23 protein-coding genes are annotated in these 22,076 nt (G+C 52.9%); 8 read left to right on the plus strand and 15 right to left on the minus strand.

Translation table 11 applies throughout. From position 1 onward, the window contains the following. Positions 1–67 precede the first annotated feature (67 nt). Positions 68–634 carry a D-glycero-beta-D-manno-heptose 1,7-bisphosphate 7-phosphatase gene (gene gmhB / locus ACS603_RS21550; protein WP_182059675.1) on the minus strand — a complete coding sequence of 189 codons (567 nt, stop codon included), beginning with the start codon at positions 632–634 and terminating at the stop codon, positions 68–70. A 188-nt stretch (positions 635–822) separates the two neighbouring features. On the opposite strand from gmhB, the gene metN reads away from it, so the two are divergent. The 6 genes from metN to proS all read left to right on the plus strand — a co-directional run bounded on the left by metN (position 823) and on the right by proS (position 6,402). Beyond that, a complete protein-coding gene (gene metN / locus ACS603_RS21555; RefSeq protein ID WP_315687948.1) occupies positions 823–1,854 on the plus strand; it encodes a methionine ABC transporter ATP-binding protein MetN in 1,032 nt (343 codons plus the stop codon). After that, positions 1,847–2,500 (plus strand): methionine ABC transporter permease MetI, encoded by a 654-nt coding sequence (locus tag ACS603_RS21560; protein WP_003856130.1) that lies wholly within the window; start codon positions 1,847–1,849, stop codon positions 2,498–2,500. Before metN ends, ACS603_RS21560 begins: the two co-directional genes overlap by 8 nt. Before the next feature lie 40 nt (positions 2,501–2,540). Further along, on the plus strand, positions 2,541–3,356 hold the full coding sequence (gene metQ, locus ACS603_RS21565) for a methionine ABC transporter substrate-binding lipoprotein MetQ (RefSeq protein ID WP_182059669.1): 816 nt from the start codon (positions 2,541–2,543) through the stop codon (positions 3,354–3,356). Between the two features lie 106 nt (positions 3,357–3,462). Beyond that, the gene (gene rcsF / locus ACS603_RS21570) at positions 3,463–3,867 is read left to right on the plus strand and encodes an Rcs stress response system protein RcsF (protein WP_014068991.1); all 405 of its coding nucleotides are present in this window, start codon (positions 3,463–3,465) and stop codon (positions 3,865–3,867) included. Then, positions 3,864–4,571, plus strand: coding sequence for a tRNA (N6-threonylcarbamoyladenosine(37)-N6)-methyltransferase TrmO (gene tsaA / locus ACS603_RS21575; RefSeq protein ID WP_474944917.1), 708 nt, complete (start codon positions 3,864–3,866; stop codon positions 4,569–4,571). The genes rcsF and tsaA overlap by 4 nt, the downstream gene beginning before the upstream one ends. A gap of 112 nt (positions 4,572–4,683) precedes the next feature. Further along, on the plus strand, positions 4,684–6,402 hold the full coding sequence (gene proS / locus ACS603_RS21580; protein ID WP_474944918.1) for a proline--tRNA ligase: 1,719 nt from the start codon (positions 4,684–4,686) through the stop codon (positions 6,400–6,402). Between the two features lie 49 nt (positions 6,403–6,451). Here proS and nlpE read toward each other — a convergent pair whose 3' ends face one another. The 3 genes from nlpE to ACS603_RS21595 are packed head-to-tail and all read right to left on the minus strand — an operon-like array spanning position 6,452 to position 8,150. After that, positions 6,452–7,150, minus strand: coding sequence for an envelope stress response activation lipoprotein NlpE (nlpE, locus tag ACS603_RS21585; protein ID WP_182059662.1), 699 nt, complete (start codon positions 7,148–7,150; stop codon positions 6,452–6,454). Between the two features lie 35 nt (positions 7,151–7,185). Further along, positions 7,186–7,608 (minus strand): alternative ribosome rescue aminoacyl-tRNA hydrolase ArfB, encoded by a 423-nt coding sequence (arfB, locus tag ACS603_RS21590; RefSeq protein ID WP_182059659.1) that lies wholly within the window; start codon positions 7,606–7,608, stop codon positions 7,186–7,188. Then, on the minus strand, positions 7,605–8,150 hold the full coding sequence (locus ACS603_RS21595) for a YaeQ family protein (protein WP_182059657.1): 546 nt from the start codon (positions 8,148–8,150) through the stop codon (positions 7,605–7,607). The genes arfB and ACS603_RS21595 overlap by 4 nt, the downstream gene beginning before the upstream one ends. 196 nt (positions 8,151–8,346) lie before the next feature. Here ACS603_RS21595 and ACS603_RS21600 point away from each other — a divergent pair, with 196 nt between their 5' ends. After that, positions 8,347–8,547, plus strand: coding sequence for a YaeP family protein (locus ACS603_RS21600; RefSeq protein ID WP_006173580.1), 201 nt, complete (start codon positions 8,347–8,349; stop codon positions 8,545–8,547). Continuing rightward, positions 8,534–8,794, plus strand: coding sequence for a Rho-binding antiterminator (gene rof / locus ACS603_RS21605; protein WP_010426685.1), 261 nt, complete (start codon positions 8,534–8,536; stop codon positions 8,792–8,794). Before ACS603_RS21600 ends, rof begins: the two co-directional genes overlap by 14 nt. Before the next feature lie 29 nt (positions 8,795–8,823). Here the strand turns inward: rof and tilS are convergent, their stop codons facing one another. The 11 genes from tilS to skp all read right to left on the minus strand — a co-directional run bounded on the left by tilS (position 8,824) and on the right by skp (position 21,966). Next, the gene (tilS, locus tag ACS603_RS21610; RefSeq protein WP_474944919.1) at positions 8,824–10,110 is read right to left on the minus strand and encodes a tRNA lysidine(34) synthetase TilS; all 1,287 of its coding nucleotides are present in this window, start codon (positions 10,108–10,110) and stop codon (positions 8,824–8,826) included. 58 nt (positions 10,111–10,168) lie between these two features. Further along, the gene (locus ACS603_RS21615) at positions 10,169–10,558 is read right to left on the minus strand and encodes a VOC family protein (protein ID WP_474944920.1); all 390 of its coding nucleotides are present in this window, start codon (positions 10,556–10,558) and stop codon (positions 10,169–10,171) included. Between the two features lie 65 nt (positions 10,559–10,623). Continuing rightward, positions 10,624–12,756: a lysine decarboxylase LdcC gene (locus ACS603_RS21620; protein ID WP_182059651.1), complete on the minus strand. Its 2,133-nt coding sequence runs from the start codon at positions 12,754–12,756 to the stop codon at positions 10,624–10,626. 100 nt (positions 12,757–12,856) lie between these two features. Further along, a complete protein-coding gene (accA, locus tag ACS603_RS21625; protein WP_182059649.1) occupies positions 12,857–13,816 on the minus strand; it encodes an acetyl-CoA carboxylase carboxyl transferase subunit alpha in 960 nt (319 codons plus the stop codon). A 12-nt stretch (positions 13,817–13,828) separates the two neighbouring features. Then, positions 13,829–17,311, minus strand: coding sequence for a DNA polymerase III subunit alpha (gene dnaE / locus ACS603_RS21630; RefSeq protein WP_182059647.1), 3,483 nt, complete (start codon positions 17,309–17,311; stop codon positions 13,829–13,831). Positions 17,312–17,349: 38 nt separating this feature from the next. Beyond that, complete coding sequence (gene rnhB / locus ACS603_RS21635; protein ID WP_014068980.1) at positions 17,350–17,946, minus strand: ribonuclease HII; 597 nt, start codon at positions 17,944–17,946, stop codon at positions 17,350–17,352. Further along, on the minus strand, positions 17,943–19,091 hold the full coding sequence (lpxB, locus tag ACS603_RS21640) for a lipid-A-disaccharide synthase (RefSeq protein ID WP_182059644.1): 1,149 nt from the start codon (positions 19,089–19,091) through the stop codon (positions 17,943–17,945). The genes rnhB and lpxB overlap by 4 nt, the downstream gene beginning before the upstream one ends. Further along, the gene (gene lpxA, locus ACS603_RS21645) at positions 19,091–19,879 is read right to left on the minus strand and encodes an acyl-ACP--UDP-N-acetylglucosamine O-acyltransferase (protein ID WP_182059642.1); all 789 of its coding nucleotides are present in this window, start codon (positions 19,877–19,879) and stop codon (positions 19,091–19,093) included. Before lpxA ends, lpxB begins: the two co-directional genes overlap by 1 nt. Before the next feature lie 3 nt (positions 19,880–19,882). Then, positions 19,883–20,338 (minus strand): 3-hydroxyacyl-ACP dehydratase FabZ, encoded by a 456-nt coding sequence (fabZ, locus tag ACS603_RS21650; RefSeq protein WP_007373234.1) that lies wholly within the window; start codon positions 20,336–20,338, stop codon positions 19,883–19,885. Positions 20,339–20,442: 104 nt separating this feature from the next. After that, positions 20,443–21,468, minus strand: a complete 1,026-nt coding sequence (gene lpxD, locus ACS603_RS21655; RefSeq protein ID WP_315687946.1) for a UDP-3-O-(3-hydroxymyristoyl)glucosamine N-acyltransferase — start codon at positions 21,466–21,468, stop codon at positions 20,443–20,445. Between the two features lie 3 nt (positions 21,469–21,471). Next, positions 21,472–21,966: a molecular chaperone Skp gene (gene skp, locus ACS603_RS21660; protein WP_182059638.1), complete on the minus strand. Its 495-nt coding sequence runs from the start codon at positions 21,964–21,966 to the stop codon at positions 21,472–21,474. Positions 21,967–22,076 lie beyond the last annotated feature (110 nt).

The following is a 22,076-nucleotide window of genomic DNA, read 5'->3' on the forward strand; positions in this document are numbered from 1 at the left end:
GCTTCCGAGGAATGACAAGCGGAAAAATACAATTTTATTTCAACCGCTCACCTTTTAGCCAAAACGCCTATTTTTGGTGCTTTTTAATCTCTTTTGGCAGCTCTGCCAGGCTATTAATCACCCAATCCGCTGCATTCTCTGCTTCTGGCGTCACTGGCTTGCCGGTGCGAACTAATATTTTGGTGCCTACGCCGGCTGCGGTTGCGGCCTGCATATCTTCCAGTTTATCGCCCACCATATAAGAAGCAGCCATATCAATGTGCAGAAATTCCTGCGCAGAGATAAACATACCCGGATGCGGCTTACGACAGTCGCAGGTCTGACGATACTCTTCTACTGTTCCCTGTGGGTGGTGCGGGCAATAATAGATACCGTCGAGATCGACACCACGATCGGCTAACGACCAGTCCATCCATTCCGTTAGCGTTTCAAACTGCGCCTCGGTGAATTTACCGCGAGCAATACCAGACTGGTTGGTGACAACCACCAGCGCATAGCCCATCTCTTTTAACTGGCGCATTGCATCTATTACGCCTTCGATAAACTCGAACGCGTCAATCTCATGGACATAACCGTGATCCACATTAATGGTGCCATCACGATCGAGAAAAATTGCGGGTACTGATTTTGCCACCGGTTTGCTCCTGAAAAAGGCGTGTCCGGTTAGTATCTCATGAATCACAGCGCAATAAAGTGCTCATCGCACAGAGTTGGATTGATTTAGACGTCTGGATGCCTTAACATCCATTTTGTTTACGGTCATCACCCGTATCCGGCAGAATAAAATGCCACGGCTAACTTACATACGATAAAAATAATCTAATGATTAAACTTTCCAATATCACCAAAGTGTTCCAGCAGGGGAACCGAACCATTCAGGCGCTGAACAACGTCAGCCTGCATGTTCCTGCTGGTCAAATTTATGGCGTCATTGGCGCATCGGGTGCGGGTAAAAGTACGCTGATCCGTTGTGTTAACCTGCTTGAGCGCCCAAGCCAGGGCAGCGTAGAAGTTGGCGGACAAGAACTTACCGCACTCTCAGAGAAAGAATTAACAAAAGCGCGTCGCCAGATTGGCATGATCTTCCAGCACTTCAACCTGCTGGCATCCCGCACCGTGTTCGGCAACGTCGCTTTGCCGCTGGAGCTGGACAACACGCCTAAAGAAGAAGTTAAGCGTCGCGTCACCGAACTGCTGGACCTGGTTGGTCTGGCAGATAAACACGACAGCTATCCGGCAAACCTGTCCGGTGGCCAAAAACAGCGTGTGGCAATCGCCCGTGCGCTGGCCAGTAATCCTAAAGTGCTGCTGTGCGATGAAGCCACCAGCGCATTAGACCCGGCAACCACACGTTCTATTCTGGAACTGCTGAAAGACATTAACCGTCGTCTGGGCCTGACCATCCTTCTTATTACTCATGAGATGGACGTGGTTAAACGCATCTGTGACTGCGTAGCCGTGATCAGCAATGGTGAACTGATTGAGCAAGACACCGTAAGTGAAGTGTTCTCGCATCCGAAAACGCCGCTCGCGCAACAGTTTATTCAATCCACGCTGCATCTGGATATTCCGGAAGATTATCTGGCGCGTTTAAAAGCAGAGCCAGCTGCCGACAGCGTGCCAATGTTGCGTATGGAATTCACCGGTCAGTCCGTGGATGCACCACTGCTTTCCGAAACCGCGCGTCGCTTTAACGTGAACAACAACATTATTAGCGCGCAGATGGATTACGCCGGCGGCGTGAAGTTCGGCATCATGCTGACGGAAATGCACGGCACACAAGAAGAAACGCAAGGCGCAATCGCCTGGCTGCAAGAACACCATGTAAAAGTAGAGGTATTGGGTTATGTCTGAACCGATGATGTGGCTGCTGGTTCGCGGCGTTTGGGAAACGCTGGCAATGACCTTTGTATCGGGCTTTTTTGGTTTCGTCATTGGTCTGCCGGTCGGCGTACTGCTGTATGTAACTCGCCCGGGGCAAATTATTGAAAACGCGAAGCTCTATCGTACCCTTTCTGCTCTGGTGAACATCTTCCGTTCCATTCCGTTCATTATTCTTCTGGTATGGATGATTCCTTTCACCCGTGTGATCGTGGGTACCTCCATCGGCTTGCAGGCCGCAATCGTCCCATTGACCGTCGGTGCTGCACCGTTTATCGCCCGTATGGTTGAGAACGCATTGCTGGAGATCCCGACAGGTTTGATTGAAGCATCACGTGCCATGGGTGCGACCCCGATGCAGATCGTTCGCAAAGTCTTGCTGCCTGAAGCGCTGCCGGGTCTGGTGAACGCCGCAACGATCACCCTCATTACGCTGGTCGGTTATTCCGCGATGGGCGGTGCTGTCGGCGCCGGTGGTTTAGGGCAGATTGGCTATCAGTACGGTTATATTGGCTATAACGCTACCGTAATGAATACTGTTCTGGTATTGCTGGTTGTTCTGGTTTACTTAATCCAATTCTCTGGCGATCGCATCGTCCGGGCTGTTACTCACAAATAACGTTACACACAACACAAACTCGACGAGTTAAGGATATAACATGGCGTTTAAATTAAAGACCTTTGCAGCGGTAGGCGCGCTGATTGGCTCTCTGGCACTGGTGGGTTGCGGTCAGGACGAAAAAGATCCAAACCATATTAAAGTGGGCGTGATTGTGGGTGCAGAGCAGCAGGTTGCTGAAGTCGCTCAGAAAGTGGCTAAAGAAAAATACGGTCTGGACGTAGAGCTGGTTACCTTCAATGACTACGTTCTGCCGAACGAAGCGCTGAGCAAAGGTGATATCGACGCTAACGCCTTCCAGCATAAACCATACCTGGATCAGCAGATCAAAGACCGTGGTTACAAGCTGGTTGCGGCAGGTAACACTTTCGTTTACCCAATTGCCGGTTACTCCAAGAAAATTAAAACCCTGGACGAACTGCAGCCAGGCTCCCAGGTCGCGGTGCCTAACGACCCGACTAACCTCGGTCGTTCCCTGCTGCTGTTGCAGAAAGTGGGCCTGATCAAACTGAAAGACGGTGTTGGCCTGCTGCCGACCGTTCTTGACGTGACTGAGAACCCGAAAAATCTGAAAATTGTTGAGCTGGAAGCGCCGCAACTGCCACGTTCTCTGGACGACGCACAGATTGCCCTGGCTGTCATCAACACCACCTACGCAAGCCAGATTGGCCTGACGCCGGCAAAAGACGGTATCTTCGTTGAAGATAAAGACTCTCCATACGTAAACCTGATCGTGACTCGCGAAGACAACAAAGACGCGGAAAACGTGAAGAAATTCGTTCAGGCTTATCAGTCTGACGAAGTTTACCAGGAAGCCAACAAGGTGTTTAACGGCGGCGCTGTTAAAGGCTGGTAATCTCACATCAGTGTAATATCATCAGGACGGGCGAAAGCCCGTCTTGTCATTTATGCAGGCAACTGATTCAATATCTGACGATTTGATTATCCATTGAGGAACTATTATGCGTGCTTTACCGATCTGTCTTTTAGCACTGATGCTGAGCGGCTGTTCTATGCTAAGCAGATCTCCTGTTGAGCCTGTTCAAAGCACTGCAACCCCGCCAAAGGCAGAGCCAGCAAAACCGAAAGCGCCACGTCCTGCGCCGGTGCGCATTATTACTAAAGCCGACGATCTCGTGGGCAAGCCTTTCCGTGAACTGGGCGATGTGAGCGGTGAATCCTGCCAGGCAACTAATCAGGACTCTCCACCAAACATCCCAACTGCTCGTAAACGCCTGCAGATTAACGCCGCAAAAATGAAAGCCAACGCGGTACTGCTGCACAGCTGTGAAGTGACCAGCGGTACACCAGGCTGCTACCGTCAGGCGGTTTGTCTTGGTACTGCGCTTACCATTTCGGCGAAATGAGTTCATTTCAGTTCGAGCAGATAGGCATTATCCGCTCACCTTATAAAGAGAAGTTCGCCGTGCCGCGCCAGCCTGGTCTGGTCAAAAGCCGCGGTGGCGAACTTCACTTCATCGCGCCTTATAATCAGGCCGATGCGGTACGCGGGCTCGAGGCATTCAGCCACTTATGGGTTGTATTTGTCTTTCACCAGACGATGGAAGGTGGCTGGCGTCCAACCGTTCGCCCTCCGCGTCTGGGTGGAAATGCCAGAATGGGCGTGTTCGCGACCCGCTCCACCTTCCGCCCGAACCCCATTGGCATGTCTCTGGTCGAGCTGAAAGGCATTCGGACGCAGAAAGATCAGGTCATACTGGAATTAGGAAGCCTTGATCTTGTGGATGGCACCCCAGTTATAGACATCAAGCCTTACCTGCCCTTTGCTGAAGCCCTGCCGGATGCGCGCGCAAGCTATGCCCAGGAAGCACCGCAGGCAGATATGCCCGTTCGCTTCACACCAGAGTTAACCGCCCAGATAACGCTGCTGGAAAAGCACTATCCTCGCCTGCGCGATTTTATCGTTGACGTTCTGGCTCAGGATCCACGTCCGGCTTACCGTAAGGGAGAGGAAACCGGGAAAACCTATGCCGTGTGGCTGCTGGATTTTAACGTTCGCTGGCGCGTGACTGAGGCGGGATTTGAAGTCTTTGCCCTGGAACCCAGGTAATTTTATTTTCCTCTCTTTTGGCATCTTTGCCACACTGGTAAACTAAACCACTTTTTTTGTGTCAGGTTGAGCATTCAGTCTGTCCTACTCGTCGAAACGGAACCGTAACAACATGCGTACTAGCCAATATCTGCTCTCCACTCTGAAGGAGACACCTGCCGACGCCGAGGTGATCAGCCACCAGCTGATGCTGCGCGCCGGGATGATCCGCAAGCTGGCCTCCGGGTTATACACCTGGCTGCCGACCGGCGTGCGCGTCCTGAAAAAAGTCGAAAACATCGTGCGTGAAGAGATGAACAACGCCGGTGCTATCGAGGTGTTAATGCCGGTAGTTCAGCCCTCTGAGCTATGGCAGGAGAGCGGTCGCTGGGAACAGTACGGTCCTGAACTGCTGCGTATTGCCGATCGCGGCGATCGTCCGTTTGTCCTAGGCCCAACGCATGAAGAAGTCATTACCGATCTTATCCGTAATGAGCTGAGCTCTTATAAACAGCTGCCGCTGAACTTCTTCCAGATCCAGACCAAATTCCGTGACGAAGTGCGCCCGCGCTTTGGCGTAATGCGCTCCCGCGAATTCCTGATGAAAGATGCGTACTCTTTCCACACGTCTCAGGAATCTCTGCAAGAGACTTACGACAAGATGTACGAAGCGTACAGCAAAATCTTCTCCCGCATGGATCTGGATTTCCGTGCGGTACAGGCTGACACCGGCTCTATCGGTGGTAGCGCATCGCATGAATTCCAGGTACTGGCTCAGAGCGGTGAAGACGATGTTATCTTCTCTGACTCCTCTGATTACGCCGCTAACATCGAGTTTGCTGAAGCCCTGGCACCAAAAGCACCACGCGCCGCAGCTACTGAAGAGATGAAATTGGTTGATACGCCAAACGCGAAAACCATTGCCGAACTGGTGGAACAATTCAATCTGCCGATCGAGAAAACGGTTAAAACCCTGCTGGTGAAAGCGGTTGAAGGCAGCAAGAGCCCGCTGGTCGCCCTGCTGGTTCGCGGCGATCACGAACTGAACGAAGTAAAAGCCGAGAAACTGTCGCAGGTTGCCAGCCCGCTGACTTTCGCAACAGAAGCGGAAATCCGCGCGGTTGTAAACGCAGGCCCAGGTTCCCTGGGTCCAGTGAATATGCCAATCCCGGTGGTTGTTGACCGTACAGTTGCGGCAATGAGCGACTTCTCCGCTGGCGCAAACATCGATGGTAAGCACTACTTCGGCATCAACTGGGATCGCGATGTTGCGACGCCAGAAGTGGCGGATATTCGTAATGTGGTTGCCGGTGACCCAAGCCCGGATGGCCAGGGTACTCTGATGATCAAACGTGGCATCGAAGTGGGCCACATCTTCCAGCTGGGTGATAAATACTCCCGCGCGATGAATGCAGCCGTTCAGGGTGAAGATGGTCGTAACCAGGTTCTGACCATGGGTTGCTACGGTATCGGGGTGACGCGTGTGGTCGCGGCGGCGATTGAGCAGAACTACGACGAGCGTGGCATCGTCTGGCCAGATAACATCGCACCATTCCAGGTAGCGATTCTGCCAATGAACATGCACAAGTCTTACCGTGTGCAGGAGCTGGCCGAAAAACTGTACGGCGAGCTGCGCGCGCAGGGTATTGAAGTGCTGATGGACGACCGTAAAGAGCGTCCTGGCGTGATGTTTGCTGACATGGAGCTGATCGGTATTCCACATACTGTGGTTATCGGCGACCGTAACCTCGACAGCGATGATATTGAATACAAATACCGTCGCAACGGCGAGAAGCAGATGATCAAGACCGGTGAAATCCTTGATTACCTGGTAAAAGCCATCAAAGGTTAAGAAACAAAAAACCCCGCACATGCGGGGTTTTTTAATGGATTAACTCAGCTTATTTGCTGCTGCAATTTTTGCCCGCCAGGAATTTCGCGTCTTTATCCGCCACCAGCGTTTTCACCATCTCTCCGCTATCCGGGTTTGGCTCCATCGTAAAATGACCATCAACCGTCAGTAATACCGGTTTACTGTCATTGCCACGCGCTACTGCAAAATCACGCTCCAGCTGGGCATTGTTCGCCACGCTGACTTTCTTACCTGTCGCACAGTCGGTAAATATCGCCGCATCAGCCATGTAGAAATACATCCCCCGCATCGCCATCGGCGTGGCCGGGAGTGCCGCTTTTACAGGGGCCAGCGTGTAGTTGAACTGCGACTCAATCGGATTGCCTTCACGATCGAGCATCTCCATCCCTTCACCTTTAGGGCGGAACCAGGTTTTCTCGCCTGTCGTATCCGTCAGGACCAGTTTCTCAGCGGTGCGTGCCCATGTGCCATAGGTGGCGAAGGAAGAAGGACCTTTCGCGCCCTGATAGTGCTGGTTCATGACCCAGGTACCGTCTTTTTCCAGGAATAGCGAGGTTTCGATACCTTCACAATCAGCGCACGGCAGTACACCGCGCCAGCTCTGCTGCATCGGTTTTAATTCTTCAGACTGCGTTGGCTGTAATGCCTGCGTTTCCGCACGGTTGTTACACCCGAAAAGTGCAAAGAGCGTACTCACTGCCAATGCTGACAATAGTGCTTTTTTCACAATGACATCCTTATGAAAAATAATGTTCCTTTTCGTCACTCTGTGGGGCGACGAACTTTACCGCGTAGTGCCTTCACTGTGGATTTTTGCGCCTTCGACGACAACCGGCGCTCTTTTGATGCGCGGGTTGGTCGCGTAGCCCGGCGGCTTTTCTGTACTGCGGTTAACTCTTTAATAACTGCTACCAGCCTGGAGATCGCCGCTTCCCGGTTTAACTCCTGGCTGCGGTACTCCTGCGCTTTAATCACAATCACGCCATCGCTGGTAATCAGATGATGGCTGGCGGCAAGCAGACTTTCTTTATAATACTCTGGCAGGCTGGAGGCCCGGATGTCAAAGCGCAAATGGATGGCCGTTGAAGCCTTATTGACATGTTGCCCACCGGCACCCTGAGCACGGATCGCAGTGATCTCCAGCTCGTTATCAGGAATACTGACATTCCGGGATAAGACAATCATGCGGAGGGTTGCCACGCCGCGAGATGAATTTCCAGATTATTCTGAGAATCAGAAAGCCAGATTGCGCCGTCCTGAATCGTCGCCTGCAATACCATCGTACGGCTGGCAAACTCGCTCAGTTGGGCCAGTTGCTCATCATCCAGGTACCAGACAGTGAGATTTTTAAACTGTCCGCACTTATTCTTGCTTTGCTGCCACCAGATCTCCGCAGCTCGCTGATTATACGCGAACAACGCCACTTCAGCGGACTGGGTACAGGCCTTTTTCACACGACGCTCATCCGGCAGGCCGAGTTCAATCCACAAATCGATACCCAGGTGATCGTTGCGCAGCCAGGCTTCTGGCTCGTCCTCCGCGCTCAAGCCACGCGTAAATTGCAGACGCTCATCGGCATACTTAATCCATGCCAGCAGGCGCAGCATCATGCGTTCCTGAGTTTCAGAAGGGTGGCGCGCCAGCGTCAATGACGCATCGAGAAACTGGTTGCGGTCAAGATCCGCCACATTGACCACAGCTTTATAAATTGTCGCTTTCAGCGCCATGAGAGAACTCCTTTCGAATCAGGCGCACATTGTAGCGAAAATAGCGCGAAAAGGCTGTTACCAGGTGATGAATGCATCACTATCAAGGCGCTGATATTGCTTGAATGAGTATGGTATAGTCACCTTGCTAAACCGAGTTTATCTTCGTAGGCTTAATGATATCTCACAGTAAGTCAGTGCGCTGGCGGGAGGGGATGTGAATAATTATTGTGAGTTAATTCGCAAAAGGTATGCGGAAATCGCCAGCGGGGATCTGGGATACATCCCGGACGCGTTGGGCTGTGTATTGAAAGTGCTTAATGAAGTGGCCTCTGATGAGAGCCTTTCAGAATCGGTCAGGGAAAAAGCAGCATATGCTGCGGCGAATTTACTGGTGAGCGATTATGTCGATGAATGATACTTATCAACCCATCAATTGTGATGACTATGACAACCTCGAACTCGCCTGCCAGCATCATTTAATACTGACGCTGGAGCTAAAAGATGGCGAAGTATTGAAGGCGAAAGCCAGCGACCTGGTTTCACGAAAGAATGTGGAATATCTGATAGTTGAAGATGCCGGAGCAACGCGTGAGCTTCGCCTGGACAAAATTGCCAGCTTCAGCCACCCGGAAATCGGCACTGTCGTGGTGAGCGAGTCCTGATTACCCTTAACGGGCAGCCTGGCTGCCCGTTACGCGTGCCATTCAAAACGCACCCCCTCTTCTGCCCAGCCCTCTTCGGTAATAAAGACACCCGCAGCCGCAATCAGCGTTTCACCGTAGAAAAGCAAAGGCGTGGCATCACGGTGCCAGGGTGGAACATTGCACTCCTGCCATATCTTTTTCAGCTTACGCCCGCCGTTTCTTCCAACAATATGCAGCATCCCACGGGCTTTAAAGCGTACGGTAACAGGTTCATCGTTTTTCGGTAGACGCACATGGCCCGCATTCGCCAGGGAAACTTTTCCCGCGCCATAGGGCAACACCAGCACTTCGCCAGAACGTGGCCAGTCGAGCACCACATCAGACAGTGAAGGGGTTGATTTAATCCACCAGAGCTGCCCTTTATAGCGTCTTACCTCAAACCCATTCAGATGCAGACAAGGTGTGGCATCGTCACGCGCCTGAGCAACCTCGTCCCAGAGACGGTTCAGCATTGCCCGCGATGGCATTGGGGCGTTATGCGATGCCAGCCAGCGTCTCAGCAGGGCTGCACGGCGTACTGCACTCAGTGTTTCCATTGGTACGATAGACAGCGCGCCATCAGCAGAGATCAGCTCAGCCAACTCTTCACTCAGCAACTCGTCCAGCAGACTTTCCTGTTCAGCGCACAGCATCGCGCTTCGCGCCGTGGCTTCGGCAAAATGCCCCCAACGCTCAGTCAGCTGCGGCAAAACACGAAGACGCAGGAAGTTACGGTCATAGCTGTCGTCCTGATTGCTTTCATCTTCAATCCAGCGCAGGTCATTCTTTCGGGCCCAGGATTCCAGCGAGGCACGCGTCTCACCCAGTAATGGGCGAATTAACACGGTGCCAGCAAAATCCGCCCGCTCAGGCATGGCGGACAATCCCGCCGGGCCGCTTCCACGCTTAAGCGCGAGCAAAAAGGTTTCGCATTGATCGTCCAGATGCTGCGCCGTTACCAGCGCTTCACCCGGTTGAATTGCACCGGCAAAAGCAGCGTAACGGGCTTTACGCGCTTGCGCCTCGATGCCCAGCCCTTCATCCTTGAGTATCACCCGCTCAACACTCAGCGGAATCGCCCATGCTGCGCACAGCGCCTCGCAATGCGCCACCCAGGCATCCGCATGGGGGCTCAACCCATGATGAATATGTATCGCCCTGATCTGGACGTCAGGCTCTTGATCGCGCCAGCATTTAAGGCGATGAAGCAGAACGGTTGAATCCAGCCCACCGCTAAACCCCACCAGCAGCTGGCGGTACGGTGAAACAGCATGAGCGATCGCAGGTAAGGTCATAAAAGGTTTGCGCAAAAAAATGCCCGAACAAGACGGGCATTATCACACATGACGGATATTACTGCTGGTAAAGCTCCAGCGGCAGACCATCCGGGTCGTTGAAGAAGGTAAATCGCTTATCCGTAAAAGGATCGATGCGAATCGCCTCGCATTTCACACCGTGGGTTTCAAGGTGCTTCACCGCATTATCGATATCACCTACGCTAAAGGCGAGATGCCGAAGACCACAGGCCTCTGGGCGCGAGGGGCGTGCTGGCGGGAAAGGAAAAGAAAACAGCTCAATCACATACTGCCCGTTTAACGCGAGATCGCCTTTCCAGGAGTCACGCTCCTCGCGATAGGCTTCGCTCAACAGCGTAAAGCCCAGAATATCGCAGTAAAAAGACTTACTTTTCTCGTAATCGGTCGCAATGATCGCTATATGATGAACCTGTTTTAAACCCAGCATAGCTTCTCCTTTTTATGAAGCCAGAACGTTACAACCTAAAACCCGGACCACGCAAGTAGTCCCACTTATTTTAGGACTCTGACCCAGTAAACGCCCTGTTCATCACGTTTCGCACCGTGGATGTCCGTTTCAAAGCCCGGATAGTGCCGGCCTACAGAACACAGCATCAGCAGAAAATCGAGTACCGCCCGGCTCTCTTCGGTGATCATCTCACCCGGCATCAGAAGTGGAACACCCGGCGGATAAGGCAGGATCATATTGGCCGACACTCGCCCGACCAGGTTTTCCAGTTCGACGGTTTGCACCTCGCCTTTGACCTGACGCTGCCAGGCATTATGCGGCGTCAGCTTCATTTCCGGCAGAACGTCAAAAGCCTGCAACATCAGACGCGGCAGATCGTGCTGGCGGATCAGTTTGTGGATCCCCTGGGCCAGATCCTGAATACGCATATTGCGGTAGAAATCAGGATCTTCCGCGTAGAGATCCGGCAGCATGTTTTTGACCCGCAGGTTCAGATCGTAAGCGCGTTTAAACTCCATCAGCCCCCGCAGCAGCCCCATCGCGCGGGTTTTATCGATCCCTATACTGAACAGGAATAGCAGGTTATACGGCCCGGTTTTCTCTACCACCACTCCGCGCTCATCAAGGAATTTCGCCACCAGCGCAGCGGGGATCCCTTCATCGCTCATATTGCCTTGTTCATCCATACCCGGAGTCAGGATCGTCACTTTTACCGGGTCGAGGAACATGTGGTCAGCATCCGCATCGCGGAATCCGTGCCAGTTTTCGCCAGGGGAAACCGGCCAGCACTCTGCCTCCTCAATCTCCTCCGGCTGCCAGATGTCAAAGAACCAGCCATCGGCCTCCTCTTTCAGACGCTGAACTTCTTTGCGGAAATGCAGCGCCCGTTCCACCGAACGATTGATCAAACGCTTGCCCGGATTGCCACGCAGCATTGCCGCCGCCGTTTCAATAGAGGCCACCAGTGGATAGCTTGGCGACGTGGTGGTGTGCATCATAAAGGCTTCGTTGAATGTCTCTTCGTCATACTCGCCCTTGATGTGGATAAGCGAAGCCTGAGAAAACGCAGCCAACATTTTGTGGGTCGACTGCGTTTCGAAGAACACTTTCCCTGGCACACGCTCACCGCTCATTCCGCTTTTTCCCGCATAGATCGGGTGGAAGTTGGTGTAAGGCACCCAGGCGGAATCAAAGTGTATCGAGGGAACATCCAGCGTTTGCTTGATCCAGTTGGTGTTGTACAGCAGGCCGTCGTAAGTCGAGTTGGTTATCACTGCGTGAACGGGCCAGCTTGCACCGGAAACTGAGGCCACCTTGTTTTCAATGGCCGTATGACTAAATTCACGGCGCGGGATCCCCCCCAAAATACCGAGCGCATTACGCGTGGGCGATAGCCAGAGCGGGACGACATCGCTCATCATCAATAAATGGGCCAGCGATTTATGGCAGTTACGGTCAATCAGCAGCGTACTTCCGGCGGGTGCGGCATACATACCGACGATTTTATTCGACGTCGAGGTGCCGTTGGTCACCATGTAGCTCTGTTCAGCCCCAAAAGTGCGCGCAATATACTCTTCGGCCTCAAGATGCGGGCCAGTGTGATCAAGCAGAGATCCCAGTTCAGTGACCGAAATCGACACATCCGCCTTAAGGGTATTTCCACCAAAGAAATCATAGAACAGACAGCCTACCGGGCTTTTCTGATACGCCGTTCCCGCCATGTGGCCTGGCGTACAGAATGTGTATTTACCTTCTTTCACATATGTGAACAGCGCCCGGGTGAACGGCGGCGTAATGTTGTCGAGGTACTCACGGGTGTATTGCTGAATGCGGGTCGCAATATCTTCCGCAACGCCGAGTGAATACTCAAAGAACCACAAAGCCATACGCATATCATGTGCGCTGACGTCCATCGTGGAATGGGTATTGATAAAGGCATACAGCGGAAGATATTCGTTAAGCTTGTTAATTTCGCTGCACAACTCCAGGTCGTACTCATCCCAGTCAAAGATAACACCGCAGATACGCGGGTTGTGCTCAATGAACTTCAGCAGATCGGCGCTGTTATGCGGCCAGATAAGCTGGTATCCGCGAGACTGTAGTGTCTGCTCCAGCTCCTTGATGGGCTCGTCTTTATAAAAGACGCCATGTGGCCCCATGATGGCAATAATGTTCATGGTTTACCTCCTTGAAAAACATTAGCTAAGCATAGCCAGGGTAAACCGCAGGTATAAAAAAAGCCGCAACATTGTGCGGCTTTTCAGATAATTGTGAAGATTATGCGTAACCGTAGGTCATCAGACGCTGATAACGGCGGTTCAGCAGGTCTTCTTTGCTGAGCACATCGAGGTCTGCCAGGTCTGCCAGCAGCTGTGCTTTCAGGGAAGCAGCCATCACTTCCGGCTTACGGTGCGCGCCACCCAGAGGCTCTGGGATAACGGAGTCGATAAGCTTCAGCTCTTTCAGACGCGGAGCAATGATGCCCATCGCTTCGGCAGCCAGAGGCGCTTTGTCCGCACTCTTCCACAGAATAGATGCACAGCCTTCCGGGGAGATAACAGAATAGGTGCTGTATTGCAGCATATTCACTTTATCGCCCACGCCAATTGCCAGCGCGCCGCCGGAACCACCTTCACCGATAACGGTACAGATGACCGGAACGCTCAGACGAGACATTTCACGCAGGTTGCGTGCAATGGCTTCAGACTGACCGCGCTCTTCAGCGCCCACGCCAGGGTAAGCACCCGGGGTGTCGATGAAGGTGATGATTGGCATGTTAAAACGCTCAGCCATCTCCATCAGACGCAGGGCTTTACGGTAGCCTTCTGGTGCAGGCATCCCGAAGTTACGGCGAATTTTTTCTTTGGTTTCACGACCTTTCTGATGACCAATGATCATCACCGGGCGTCCGTCCAGACGGGCGATTCCACCAACGATAGCTTTGTCGTCGGCATAAGCGCGATCGCCTGCCAGTTCGTCAAACTCATCAAACGCCAGGCGGACATAATCCAGGGTGTACGGACGCTGTGGGTGACGCGCCAGCTGGGCAATCTGCCATGCGCCGAGATCGGCAAAGATTTTGCGCGTCAGTTCTACGCTTTTTTCGCGCAGACGATGCACTTCTTCGTCGATGTTAATATCCAGTTTTTCATCCTGACGGCTAACCGCGGTCAGAGAATCGATTTTCGCTTCCAGCTCTGCAATCGGCTGTTCGAAATCAAGGAAATTCAGACTCATAGTATTCCTGTATTAGTCAAACTCCAGTTCCACCTGCTCCGAACCAATGAGGCCACGGAGATCGTTAAGTAAACGATCGCTCGGAGAGACACGCCACGTTGCACCAAAGCGCAACCGCGCACGTGCATCCGCCCTCTGATAGTAGAGATGTACTGGAATGGTCCCCGAGCGGTGGGGTTCCAGAGACTGACGGAGTCGGTTTAAAAGCTGGTCATCAATTTGCCTGTCCGTCAGCGAGATAGCAAGCCCGCGAGCATATTTTTCCCGGGCTTCGTCAATGTCCATCACTTCGCGGGCGGTCATTTTAAGCCCCCCGCTGAAGTCATCAAAGCTGACCTGTCCGCTGACGATAAGTATGCGGTCTTTTTCCAGCAAATGCTGGTATTTATCCAGCGCGTCGGTGAACAACATCACCTCCAGACGCCCGGAACGGTCATCCAGCGTACAGATGCCGATTCGATTGCCGCGCTTGGTGACCATAACCCTTGCAGCAATCACGAGCCCCGCAGCCGTGGTGATTTTACCACGATCTGTCGGATGCATGTCTTTTAGCCTGTTGCCTCCGACATAGCGCTCAATTTCTTTGATGTACTGGTTGATTGGGTGACCCGTCAGGTACAAACCTAAGGTTTCACGCTCCCCATCCAGTACGACCTGTTCTGGCCACGGCTGGCAGTTGGAATACGACTGCTCAACCTGCTCTGGCTCTTCTGCCAGTACGCCAAACATATCTGCCTGGCCAATGGCTTCCGCTTTTGCGTGCTGATCGGCTGCTTTCAGCGCATCGCCGAGCGAGTTCATCAGCGCCGCACGGTGCGGCCCGAGTCTGTCGAACGCGCCAGACATGATCAGTTTTTCAAGCACGCGGCGGTTCAGTTTTTTGGTGTCGGTACGGGCGCAAAGATCGAACAACTCACGGAAATAACCGCCGTTGTTACGCGCTTCGATGATCGCCTCGATCGGGCCTTCACCCACACCTTTGATCGCGCCGATCCCGTATACAATTTCCCCGTGTTCGTTAACGTGGAAATGGTACAGACCAGAGTTGATATCCGGCGGCAGGATCTTAAGCCCCATGCGCCAGCATTCGTCTACCAGGCCAACCACCTTCTCGGTGTTGTCCATATCGGCAGTCATTACCGCCGCCATAAATTCAGCCGGATAGTGCGCTTTCAGCCACAGCGTCTGGTACGAAACCAAAGCATAGGCGGCAGAGTGAGATTTGTTAAATCCGTACCCGGCGAATTTTTCCACCAGGTCGAAGATTTTCATCGCCAGTTCGCCGTCAACACCGCGGCTTTTTGCCCCTTCTTCAAAGGTGCCGCGCTGCTTGGCCATCTCCTCCGGCTTTTTCTTACCCATCGCACGACGCAGCATATCTGCGCCGCCAAGGGTGTAGCCGGAAAGCTCCTGGGCAATCTGCATAACCTGTTCCTGATACAGGATAATGCCATACGTCGGCTCCAGTACCGGCTTCAGACACTCGTGCTGCCACTGCACGTCAGGATAGGAAATCTCTTCGCGCCCGTGCTTACGGTCGATAAAGTTATCTACCATCCCTGATTGCAGTGGGCCCGGACGGAACAGGGCCACCAGTGCGATCATATCTTCGAAGCAGTCAGGTTGCAGACGCTTGATCAGGTCTTTCATACCGCGGGATTCAAGCTGGAAAACCGCCGTGGTTTCCGAGCGCTGCAGCATATCGAAACTTTTCTTGTCATCCAGTGGGATGGCGGCAATGTCTATTGGCTCAAGACCTTGCTTTTCGCGGCGCGGGTTGATCATCTTCAGCGCCCAGTCGATGATCGTCAACGTACGCAGGCCGAGGAAGTCGAACTTCACCAGCCCCGCGTATTCCACGTCGTTTTTGTCAAACTGGGTAACCGGGTGCTGGCCAGCTTCGTCACAATAGAGCGGTGCAAAGTCGGTAATTTTGGTGGGCGCGATAACCACACCACCTGCATGTTTACCGGCGTTACGCGTGACGCCCTCCAGCTTGCGCGCCATATCGATCAGCGCTTTGACCTCTTCGTCAGCTTCGTAGATTTCCGGCAGCTGCGGTTCGGCTTCAAACGCTTTCGCCAGCGTCATGCCCGGATCGGGCGGGACCAGTTTCGAGATACGATCAACGAAGCCATACGGATGGCCCAGTACACGGCCCACGTCGCGGATAACCGCTTTCGCCGCCATGGTACCGAAGGTAATAATCTGCGATACCGCATCACGGCCATACATGTCCGCCACGTGTTCGATAACCTGGTCGCGTTTCTCCATACAGAAGTCAACGTCGAAGTCAGGCATGGAGACACGTTCCGGGTTAAGGAAACGTTCGAACAGCAGGTCAAATTCCAGCGGATCGAGGTCGGTAATTTTGAGCGCGTAAGCAACCAGTGAGCCCGCACCGGAACCACGTCCCGGACCTACCGGCACGCCGTTATCTTTCGACCACTGGATAAACTCCATAACGATCAGGAAGTAACCCGGGAAGCCCATCTGGTTGATCACCTGGAGTTCAATATCCAGACGCTCATCATAAGGCGGACGTTTCTCTTTGCGGACGGCTTCATCCGGGAACAGGAATTCCAGACGCTCTTCCAGGCCTTCTTTCGATTTCACAACCAGGAAATCTTCCGTGGTCATGTCGCCTGTCGGGAACTGCGGCAGGAAATATTCACCCAGACGCACGGTAACATTACAGCGTTTGGCAATCTCCACGCTGTTTTCCAGCGCTTCCGGGATATCAGAGAAGAGCTCGCACATCTCGTCTTCGTCGCGCATGTACTGCTGCGACGAGTAGTTACGCGGACGTTTTGGGTCGTCGAGGGTAAAACCATCGTGGATAGCGACGCGAATTTCGTGGGCATCAAAGTCACCCGGTTCAAGAAAACGCACATCGTTAGTGGCCACAACGGGCAAACCACGCTCTTCGGCAAGTGCAACCGCCGCATGAAGATAGTTCTCTTCGTCCGCACGCCCGGTACGGATCAGCTCCAGATAGTAGCGATCCGGGAAATACTCTTCATAGAATGCAACGCACTGATCAACCAGTGCAGTATTGCCACGCAGAAGGCTCTGTCCGACATCACCCATGCGGCCGCCTGAAATCAGCAGCAAACCTTCGTTCAGCTCAGCCAGCCAGTCGCGGTCAATCCATGGCCCCAACGCGCCATAACCGCGCTGATACGCTTTTGAGATAAGCAAAGTGAGGTTCTGATAACCCGTGTTGTTCATAGCCAGCACGGTTATCTGCGTCATTTCATCGCCAAGCAGTTCGCTCTGCACATGAAAATCCGCCCCGACGATAGGTTTTAGCCCTGCGCCATGCGCCGTTCCGTAGAACTTCACCAGGCCACACAGGTTGGTAAAATCGGTGATCGCCAGCGCAGGCATACCCAGAGCGGCCGCCTTTTTCACCAGCGGCCCGGTCTTTGCCAGCCCATCGATCATGGAGTAGTCGCTATGCACCCGCAGGTGTACGAAACGTGGTTCAGCCATCTTCAGATTCCGCGTTACTTAATTGCTTGCGTCTTGATTCAGGACACCAGTCCCAGCGCACGTTTCACCGGGCCAAAACTGCGCCGATGATGTTCAGTTGCGCCATGTTCAGCCAGCTTTTCCAGATGGAAAGCGGTTGGATATCCCTTGTGCTGGGCAAAACCATACTGGGGATAAGTGAGGTCCAGCGCGGCCATTTCGGCATCGCGTGTCACTTTGGCAATGATAGATGCCGCACTGATTTCTGCTACCCGGCTATCACCTTTGACGACCGCCATGGATGGCACAGGCAATGCTGGGCAGCGGTTACCGTCGATCAAAACGTATTCGGGAGCAATTTTCAGGCCTGCCACCGCACGCTGCATCGCCAGCATGGTGGCGTGCAGGATGTTCAGTTCATCGATCTCATGCGGCTCTGCGCGCCCCAGACTCCAGGCCAGCGCATGTTCTTTAATCTCGTCAAACAACGCCAACCGGCGCTTTTCAGACAGTTTTTTTGAGTCGTTCAGGCCAATAATCGGACGCGCAGGATCGAGGATCACCGCTGCGGTGACCACCGCGCCAACCAACGGACCGCGTCCGACTTCATCCACACCGGCAACGAGATGCGTGTGCGGGTAAATAAATTCCATCATTTTGCTAGCTCCAGCACCGCGTCAGCCGCTTGCTCATCGGCATTACAGCGGATCTTCTGATGCAATTCCCGGAATGTATCATGCATCTGGTGGCTGGTTTTACCGTCTGCAAGAAGCGGCAATAGCGCATCGGCCAACGCCTGTGGCTGGCACTCATCCTGCAATAGCTCTTTCACCAGCTCGCGCCCGGCAAGCAGGTTTGGTAATGAAACGTAGTCGGTTTTCACCAGACGTTTTGCCAGCCAGAAGGTGAATGGCTTCATGCGATAGCCCACCACCATCGGGCATTTCGCCAGCATACACTCCAGCGCAGCCGTGCCAGATGCCAGCAGTGCGGCATCGCTGGCGACCATCGCTTCACGCCCCTTCCCGTCCAGCATGTGAACACGGAGATCGGGCGCAACGTCGGCTTTAATGCGCTCAAACTGTTCACGGCGCTTAGCATTAACCAGTGGCACAACCACTTCAAGGTCGGGGTATGTCTGGCGAAGAATCTGCGCCGTTTTCAGGAAATCGGCACTAAGCATTTCCACTTCAGCGCCCCGGCTTCCTGGCAATAACGCCAGACAGTGCACATCATGCGCAATGCCCAGAACGTCGCGCGCCGCATTTTTATCTGGCTCAAGCGGCATAGCATCCGCCATGGTATGACCGATAAAACGACACGGGACATTAAATTTGTCATAAAACGCTTTTTCGAAAGGCAGAAAAGCCAGCACCAGATTGGTGGATCTACCAATTTTGAAAACACGTTTCTGTCGCCACGCCCAGACGGACGGACTGACATAGTGAATGGTTTTGATGCCCTGTTTTTTCAGGTTCCCTTCAAGGGTAATGTTGAAATCAGGCGCATCGATACCGACAAACACATCAGGTTTGAGGTCGGTAAAACGGCGGGTGAGATCGGCACGAATATGCAGAAGACGGCGTAAACGACCGAGCACTTCAACAATGCCCATCACCGCCAGTTCTTCCATTTCATACCAGGCTTCACAGCCTTCAGCCTGCATCAGCGGGCCAGCTACTCCAACAAAGCGAGCATTGGGTACACGCGCCTTGAGTGCGCGGATAAGACCTGCACCAAGAATATCGCCGGAGGTTTCTCCGGCGACCAGGGCTATCGTAAGCGGACGACTGTCGACCATTAACGAATCAGACCACGCGTTGAACGCTCAAAGAATTCCATGAACTCGTTCACTTCAGGGTACTTATTCGCCAGCTCGGCAATTTCCGGCTTCGCCTCTTCCAGCGTTTTACCGCTACGGTACAGCAGTTTGTACGCGTTACGGATGGCTGTAATGGCTTCGCGGCTGAAACCACGACGCTTGAGGCCTTCGATGTTAACGCCAAACGGCGTTGCATGGTTGCCCTGCGCAATTACATACGGCGGGACGTCTTGCGCCACGCCGGAGCAACCGCCGACCATCACGTGTGCACCAATGATGCAGAACTGATGAACTGCGGTCATGCCGCCAATAATTGCGAAATCATCAACCGATACGTGTCCTGCCAGCGTTGCGTTGTTGGCAAGAATACAGCGGTCACCCACAGTACAGTCATGCGCGATGTGTGCATTAACCATAAACAGGTTGTCGCTGCCCACCTTCGTCAATCCACCACCCTGTACTGTTCCACGATGAATGGTGACGCTTTCACGAATACGGTTACGATCGCCGATTTCCAGACGGGTCGATTCACCAGCATATTTCAGATCCTGGTTAACTTCGCCGATGGAGGCGAACTGATAGATCTCGTTATTGCAGCCAATAGTCGTATGACCATTCACCACAACATGAGATTTCAGTACTGTACCCTCACCAATTTCGACATGGGGTCCAACAATACAAAACGGGCCAATGTGAGCGTTAGCACCAATAATGGCGCCGACTTCCACAATAGCGGTAGGATGAATAAAGGCGGATTTATCAATCACGTATCAGGCCTCCCGGCTACGCGCGCACATCATTGTCGCTTCGCAAACAACTTTACCGTCAACCAGAGCTACACCTTTGAAGCGAGTCAGGCCGCGGCGTGTTTTTTCAAAAGTGACTTCCATGATCATCTGATCACCAGGCACGACTGGACGCTTAAAGCGTGCTTCATCGATACCCGCGAAGTAATACAGCTCACCAGGCTCCAGCTTACCAACGCTTTTAAACGCCAGAATACCAGTAGCCTGTGCCATCGCTTCCAGGATCAACACACCCGGGAAGATAGGTTTACCAGGGAAGTGCCCCTGGAAGAATGGCTCATTAACGGAGACATTTTTCACTGCGCGCAGAAAACGACCTTCTTCAAAATCCAGCACACGGTCTACCAGCAAGAATGGGTAGCGGTGCGGCAGAAGTTCTAAAATCTCTTCAATATGCAGAGTATGAGTGTCAGTAGTCAAAATACTCTTCCTGTCAAAATGTACTGAATAGCAATAATAACACGGCCTGCCGGTTTATAAGAAAGCCGACAGGCCGGGAAATTTAGCGTTTATTGGATGAACGCTTAGTCTTGTTGATCGATCTTGCGCTCAAGAGCCTTGAGTCGCTTGCTCATATCATCAATATTCATCACCAGAGCTGCGGTTTTGCGCCACACCTTATTAGGCTGTAGCGGGATACCAGAGGAATAGACGCCTGGCTCAGTGATAGGACGCATCACCATGCCCATTCCGGTCACCGTGACTTTGTCGCATATTTCCATATGCCCGTTAATCACGCTGGCACCACCAATCATACAGTAGCGACCAATTTTAAGGCTGCCCGCCATAATGACGCCACCAGCAACGGCAGTATTGTCGCCAATCACAACGTTATGTGCAATCTGACACTGGTTATCGATGATAACACCGTTACCAATAATGGTGTCGTCAAGCGCGCCACGGTCAATGGTGGTACAGGCACCGATCTCAACACGATCGCCGATAATCACGCGACCAAGCTGCGGGATCTTAACCCAGTTACCACGATCGTTGGCATAACCGAATCCGTCAGAACCGATCACGGTACTGGACTGAACGAGGCAATTTTCGCCGATCTCGACTTCGTGGTAAACGGACACATTGGCCCATAAACGGGAACCCGCACCAATTTTCGTATTTTTCCCAACGAAACAACCCGGGCCAATCACCACGTTATCACCGAGCACAACCCCGGATTCGATAACGGCGTTTGCGCCAATTGAAACGTTGTTACCCAGCTGCGCCGTTGAATCAATTGCTGCACTGGCAGCAATGTTCTGTGCCGGCTGCGGCGTGGTATCAAGAATTTGAGCCATGCGTGCATACGTCAGGTAGGGATTTTTCACTACCAGCGCAGCGCCTGTGGCAAACGGAAGATCGTCCTGCGTCAGAACAACGGCAGACGCCTGGCATTGAGCCAGATGTTCACGGTACTTAGGGCTTACCATGAAGGTAATGTTGCCAGTTTTAGCAGATTGCATGGACGCAACAGCGGTGATGACGAGATCGCCATCACCGTGTAATTCTGCATCCAACTGCTGAGCTAAATCAGCCAGTCGAATAGAAGGCATTACTTATTTAACCTGTTTCAGAACATCAGCGGTGATGTCTTTAACATCGTTGCTGTTGTAAGCAACGGCATTCGCATCCACAACCAGATCGATACCCTGATCGGCGGCAACGGCTTTAACAGCGGTCTGAATGCGAGTCACCAGTTTGCCGCGTTCTTCGTTAGAACGACGCTGACGATCCTGCTCGAAAGCTTGTGCTTTCTGGGAGAAAGTCTGGCGCTGAGCCATTACGTCTTTTTCCATTTTGCTGCGATCGGCTGCTTTCATGGTAGAACCATCACGCTGCAAACGCTGCATCTTGGACTGAAGATCGTTTTCCATACCTTGCAGTTCGCTTGCACGGCCTTTGAACTCGTTTTCCAGAGTTGCGGAAACGCCTGTTTTCTGCGCAACCTGCTGGAACAAGCTACCCATATTGACGATTGCAACTTTGTCTGCTGCCTGAGCAGAAGTTACCATCGCTAAACCGAGACCTGCAGCTAATAACCACTTTTTCACAATAAACTCCTTACCATCCCATTGGTACCTCAAGGTACCGTTCTTTGCGTGGCAAGGCGACCGTTTACCGATCGCCGGTTGTCAGCGCTACACTGCCAGTGCATTCCATT

It is taken from the genome of Enterobacter sp. Li2LvB3, from assembly GCF_056156645.1.